This window comes from Calidithermus terrae (assembly GCF_003574345.1).
Lineage (GTDB): Bacteria > Deinococcota > Deinococci > Deinococcales > Thermaceae > Calidithermus > Calidithermus chliarophilus.
Map to the genome: position 1 here is coordinate 1 of NZ_QXDL01000250.1, position 5210 is coordinate 5210.

2 protein-coding genes and 1 pseudogene are annotated in these 5210 nt (G+C 66.6%); all 3 read right to left on the minus strand.

Translation table 11 applies throughout. The features are described 5' to 3' along the window. Window positions 1-292: 292 nt before the first annotated feature. A complete protein-coding gene (locus tag Mterra_RS18595; protein ID WP_119316500.1) occupies window positions 293-2716 on the minus strand; it encodes a cbb3-type cytochrome c oxidase subunit I in 2424 nt (807 codons plus the stop codon). 13 nt (window positions 2717-2729) lie between these two features. Next, window positions 2730-3767, minus strand: coding sequence for a cytochrome c oxidase subunit II (gene coxB / locus Mterra_RS18600; protein WP_119316501.1), 1038 nt, complete (start codon window positions 3765-3767; stop codon window positions 2730-2732). A 98-nt stretch (window positions 3768-3865) separates the two neighbouring features. Further along, window positions 3866-5210, minus strand: a pseudogene (locus Mterra_RS18605) (heme o synthase); the annotation flags it as partial.

Consider the following 5210-nt stretch of genomic DNA (forward strand, 5'->3'; position numbering starts at 1 on the left):
GCTAAGGCCTGGCCGAAGAAAGCTCATGGTTCGTGGCCTGTGCTTACCCCACCCCTTCCCTCCCCGCGTGCAGGGAGGGCTTATCCCCCCTAACCCCCCTTGCTAAGGGGGGAACCAGGCGTTTTGCGTTTTGCGTACGACGTACGACGTACGACGTAGGACGTACGACCCGCACCGGACGTACGCCCCGCACCGGACGCCCGACCCACGCCCAGCCATCAGCGTTCAACACCCAGCGTAACCCATGCGACAACCCCCCACCAAAACCGGTGGGGGGCTCCAAACGACTACCTCACCAGATGTAGAAGATGCACACGATGAACAGCCACACCGCGTCCACCAGGTGCCAGTACATGCTGGCGCCCTCGAGGGTGCCGTGGTTGTGGTCGTCGAGCTTGTTCTGGATGGCCTGGTAGTAGGCCAGGGCCAGGCCCGTGCCGCCGATGACCACGTGGGCGCCGTGCAGGCCCACGATGATGAGGAACATGGTGGCCCAAAGCTGCTGGGCGGGGTTCTCGTGGCCCAGGAAGACCGCGAACTCGTAGACCTGGAACAAGAAGAACACCGTGCCCAGGATGATGCTGATGAGCAGCCCGAAGCGCAGCGGCGAGAACTTGCGCTTGCGCAGGTCGTGGTGGGCGTAGTGCACCGTGAAGGAGCTCGCGACCAGCAAGAAGGTGTTGACCAGCGCGAGCCAGATGGCCGGGCGCTCCTCGGGGGGCTGGGCCGCGCCGGAGAGCCGCAGGTAGAGGTAGCCCGCGATCAGCACGCCGAACAGCGCGATCTCCGAGACGATGAACCAGGCCATCCCCACCCAGGCGTTGGACTTGTTGGTGACGGTATGGTGCTCGACGGGGACGTCGTACTCCAGCCGGCCCGCCCAGCGGAAGAGGCTGTAGAGGAAGGTGACGAGCCCCACCGTGAGCCAGCCCTGCCACCCCGCCGCGCCCGGCAGGTCGGGGGTGGCGTTGGGGCTGATGGAGATGCCGATGCTGGTGATGAGCAGGCCCAGCGCGGTCATGAAGGGCCAGACCGTCGGGGCGGGCAGGTGGATGTCCTTCACGTCCACCGGGGTCGGCTTGAGGCCGGCCTTGGCCCAGTCGTACAGCGGGCGCTCGGAGGGGAAGAAGGGAGGCCAGTTGAAGGCGAAGTTGTAGGAGGGGGGTGGGGAGGAGGTGGCCCACTCGAGGGTGTAGCCGCCCCAGGGGTTGTCGGGGGCCTTCTCGTTGCGGCGGAAGGAGTCGATGACCTTGATCAGCCAGGCGATGCCGCCCAGCGCCAGCAGCACCGCGCCGACGGTGGAGATGAGGTTAAGCTCGTTCCAGAGGTAGTTGCCGTCGGGGTAGGTGTCGTAGCGGCGGGGCATCCCCAGGAAGCCCAGCACGTACTGGGGCATGAAGGTGAGCAAGTAGCCCACCAGGAAGAACCAGAAGTGGGTCTTGCCCCAGAACTCGCTGTAGGTGCGGCCGGTGATCTTGGGCCACCAGTAGTACAGCCCTGCGAAGGCCAGGAAGCCCGAGCCCGCCATCAGCACGTTGTGGAAGTGCGCGACCACGAAGTAGCTGTCGTGCACGGAGTAGTCGAAGGGGACGATCGCGAGCATCACCCCGGTGATGCCGCCGAGCAGGAAGTTGAAGAGGAAGCCCAGCACGAACAGCAGCGGGGTCTTCATGTCGAGGTGCCCGCCCCACAGCGTGCCCAGCAGGCTGAAGATCTTCACGCCCGTCGGCACCGCCACCAGCGCGGTGAAGAACACGAAGACGAGCTGGAACAGCAGGCTCTCGCCCACCGTGAACATGTGGTGCGCCCACACCAAGAAGCCCACCACCGCGATGCCGAGCTGGGCGAAGACCATGAAGCGGTAGCCGAAGACCGGCTTGCGGGCGAAGGTCGAGGCCACCTCGGCGGCGATGCCCAGGTAGGGCAGGAGCATGATGTACACCGCCGGGTGGGAGTAGAACCAGAAGAACTGCTGGAACAGCACCGGGTCACCGCCGACGGCGGCGTTGAAGGGGCTGAAGCCCAGCTTGCGGTCGATGAAGACCAGCAGGCTGGCGGCGGTCAGGCCGGCCAGCGCGAAAAGCTGCAGCAGCGAGGTGGCGAAGACGCTCCAGACGAAGATGGGCATCTTCCACAGGCTCATGCCCTTGGCCCGCAGGTTGTAGACCGTGGCCGCGAAGTTGGCCGAGCCCAGCAGCGAGGAGACCCCCAGGGTGAGGATGCCCATCATGAAGAAGTCCACCCCGTGCCCCTCGCGGCTGGCCGAGAAGGGCCAGTAGAAGGTCCAGCCCACGTCGGGAGCGCCGCCGAAGAACAGCGAGGTGTAGATCAGCACGCCCGAGAAGAGGAACAGCCACGCCGCGAAGGCGTTGATGCGCGGCAGGGCCACGTCGCGCTCGCCCAGCATCAGCGGCAGGATGAAGTTGCCGAAGCCGGCCACCCCCGCCGGGATGATGAAGAAGAAGAGCATGGTCGCGCCGTGCAGCGTGAGGATCTGGTTGTAGCCGTCGCCCACCAGGAAGTTGTTGTCGGGCACGGCGAGCTGGTAGCGGATGGCTACGGCCATCAGCCCGGCTAAGCCGAACATCAAGAAGGAGGTGACCAGGTAGATCAGGCCCACCTTCTTGTGGTCACTCGTCGTCAGCATGTCCCAGATCAGGGCCACCGCCCGGGGGAGCCCGCTGGGTTTGGATGGGGTCGGTGCTTGAACTGCCATCTACAGGTTCCTCCTAAAACTGGGGCAGGCCCTCGAAGTCCAGGCCCTCGATCTTGAGGCTCTTGACGTAGGCGGCGATGGCGCGCGCGTCCTCGTCGGAGAGCTGGGGGAAGGCGGGCATCTTGGAGCCGGGCTTGACGCCGGGGGAGTTCTTGATCCAGGGGATGAGGTAGGTGTCGGTGTTCTCCCACAGCCCGGCCCCCACCGTGGTGCGGTTGCCGAAGTTGCTGAGGTCGGGGCCGACGCGGTTGCTCGCGGAGGCGGTGCCCTGGACCGTGTGGCAGGCGGCGCACTGCTGGTTGAAAAGCTGCTGGCCCCTGGCGAGGGTGGGGTCGGCCGGGGCGGGGGGTTGGAAGGCCTTGACGCCCTCCACGAAGCGGTCGAACTGCTCCTGCGAGACCACGATCACCCTAAAGCGCATCCTCGAGTGGCTCGCCCCGCACAGCTCGGCGCACTGGCCGTAGTAGGTGCCCTCCTTCTCGGGGGTGAAGTGCAGGCGGGTGGTGATGCCGGGGATGGCGTCCTGCTTGCCCACCAGGCTGGCCGGCCACCAGGAGTGGATGACGTCCTCGGAGGTCATCTCCACGATCACCGGCTTGTTCACCGGCAGGATCAGCTCGTTGGAGGTGCGGATGCCCAGGTCCTGGTACTCGTAGTCCCACCAGAACTGGTAGCCCGTGACCTTCACGGTCATGGCCCCGGCGGGGAAGCGGGCGTTGGCGATCATGCTCTGGGCGGTGAGCCCGAAGATGATGACGACGATGACGGTGGGGATGACGGTCCAGATGATCTCGAGGCGGTCGTTGCCGTGGAACTGCGGCGGCTCGCCCTGCTCGTTGCCCCGCCGGCGGAACTTGATCACGGTGTAGGTCAGGGCCCCTGTGACCACGATGAAGATCAGCGCGGCAAAGACCGAGACCCAGATCAGCAGGCGGGTCACCTCGCGGTTGTACGCGGTCGAGGGATCCAGGATGTTGACGACCCGGGTGTCCTGTCCTAGGGCGAGGCCCAGCAACAAGAGCACCCACACGACGATACTTCCTCGCAGCATTGCTCCTCCTAGGGGGTGATTATTCCGTACTTGACTCGGTTGGGCCAGTGCCCGGCTTACAGGGTCGCGGCCGAGCCGCAGGTGTCCGAGGGGTCAGTTTACATCCAAAGGGCGCGGTCGGCCGCCATGGCGACGAAGATCAGGGCCAGGTAGAGCATGGAGAACTTGTACAGCCGCACCGCATTGGGGCGTTCGGGCACGCGGTACAGCTCCCAGCTCTGCCAAAGCAGCACGGCGTTGAGGGCCAGGCTGCTGGCGAGGTAGAAGCCGTGCAATTGGCCGAAAGCCAGCGGCAGCAGGGCGACGAGCACGGTGAGGACGGCGTACAGGCCGATCTGGGTCACCGTAGCCCGCTCCCCCATTACCACGGGGAGCATGGGGATGCCCACCGCGCGGTAGTCCTCCTTGATCATCAGGGCCAGCGCCCAGAAGTGCACGGGGGTCCAGTAGAAGATCAACGCGAAGAGCAGCCAGGGCATCCAGCCCAGCTCACCCGTCACCGCCGCCCAGCCCACCAGCGGGGGGAAAGCCCCCGCCGCACCGCCGATGACGATGTTGCTCCAGAAGCGGCGCTTCATGTAGAGGGTGTAGACCAGCACGTACCAGCCCAGCCCGGCCATCGAGAGCAGGGCCGCGGCCAGGTTGGCGCCCAGCCACAGGACCAGGAAGGCCCCTACCATCAGCACCACCGCGAAGACCAGGGCCTCGCGGGTGCCGACGGCCCGGGTGACGGTGGGGCGCTTGGCGGTGCGCTTCATGCGGGCGTCGATGTCGCGGTCGACGATCATGTTGAACACGTTGGCCGAGGCCGCCGACATGTAGCCGCCGGCGAACACCGCCGCGAACAGCCCCAGCCCCGGCCAGCCGCCCGCCGCGATGAACATCGCCATGATCGCGGTGAAGAGCAGCAGGCTGATCACCCTGGGCTTGGTGAGCCAGAAGTAGTCGCGCCAGGTGGCGCCCAGAGGCTTAGTCAGGGACGAGGATTGCACCATATCAGCCTACCTCACCCAGCGGGATTTGTGCCCGCTGCGGCCGCTGGGCCAGCGCCGAGGCCGCGAAGAGCAGGAAGCTGACCCAGACCAGGTCGGAGAGCAGGAGGTGGGGCAGCTGGGTGTACAGCGCCGCCGCCGCCTTGACGTTGAGGTAGCCCATGGCGAGCTGGGCCACGAACAGCACCCCGGCCAGCCTCGAGAAGCGCCGGGTGTCGGGCCCGGGGCGCAGCGCCGCGACCAGCCCGACCGTCGCCACCGCGTAGAGGCTCACCGCGACGGCGATGAAGGGGTGGTACAGGCGCAGGTACACCAGAAAGTTCTCGCCCGGCGTGCGGCTCCTGGCCACGGCCTCGGCGGTGTCGCGCACCGGGAACAGAGCGTCGCCCAGCGAGGTCAGGGCCCCCGAGGCCGCCACCACCAGCAGGCCCAGCAGCCCCAGCCCCAAAGC

Coding starts and splice junctions, on each gene's coding strand:
- Mterra_RS18595 (WP_119316500.1), bottom strand. CDS start 2,716: ATGGCAGTTCAAGCACCGACCCCATCCAAACCCAGCGGGCTCCCCCGG.
- coxB (WP_119316501.1), bottom strand. CDS start 3,767: ATGCTGCGAGGAAGTATCGTCGTGTGGGTGCTCTTGTTGCTGGGCCTC.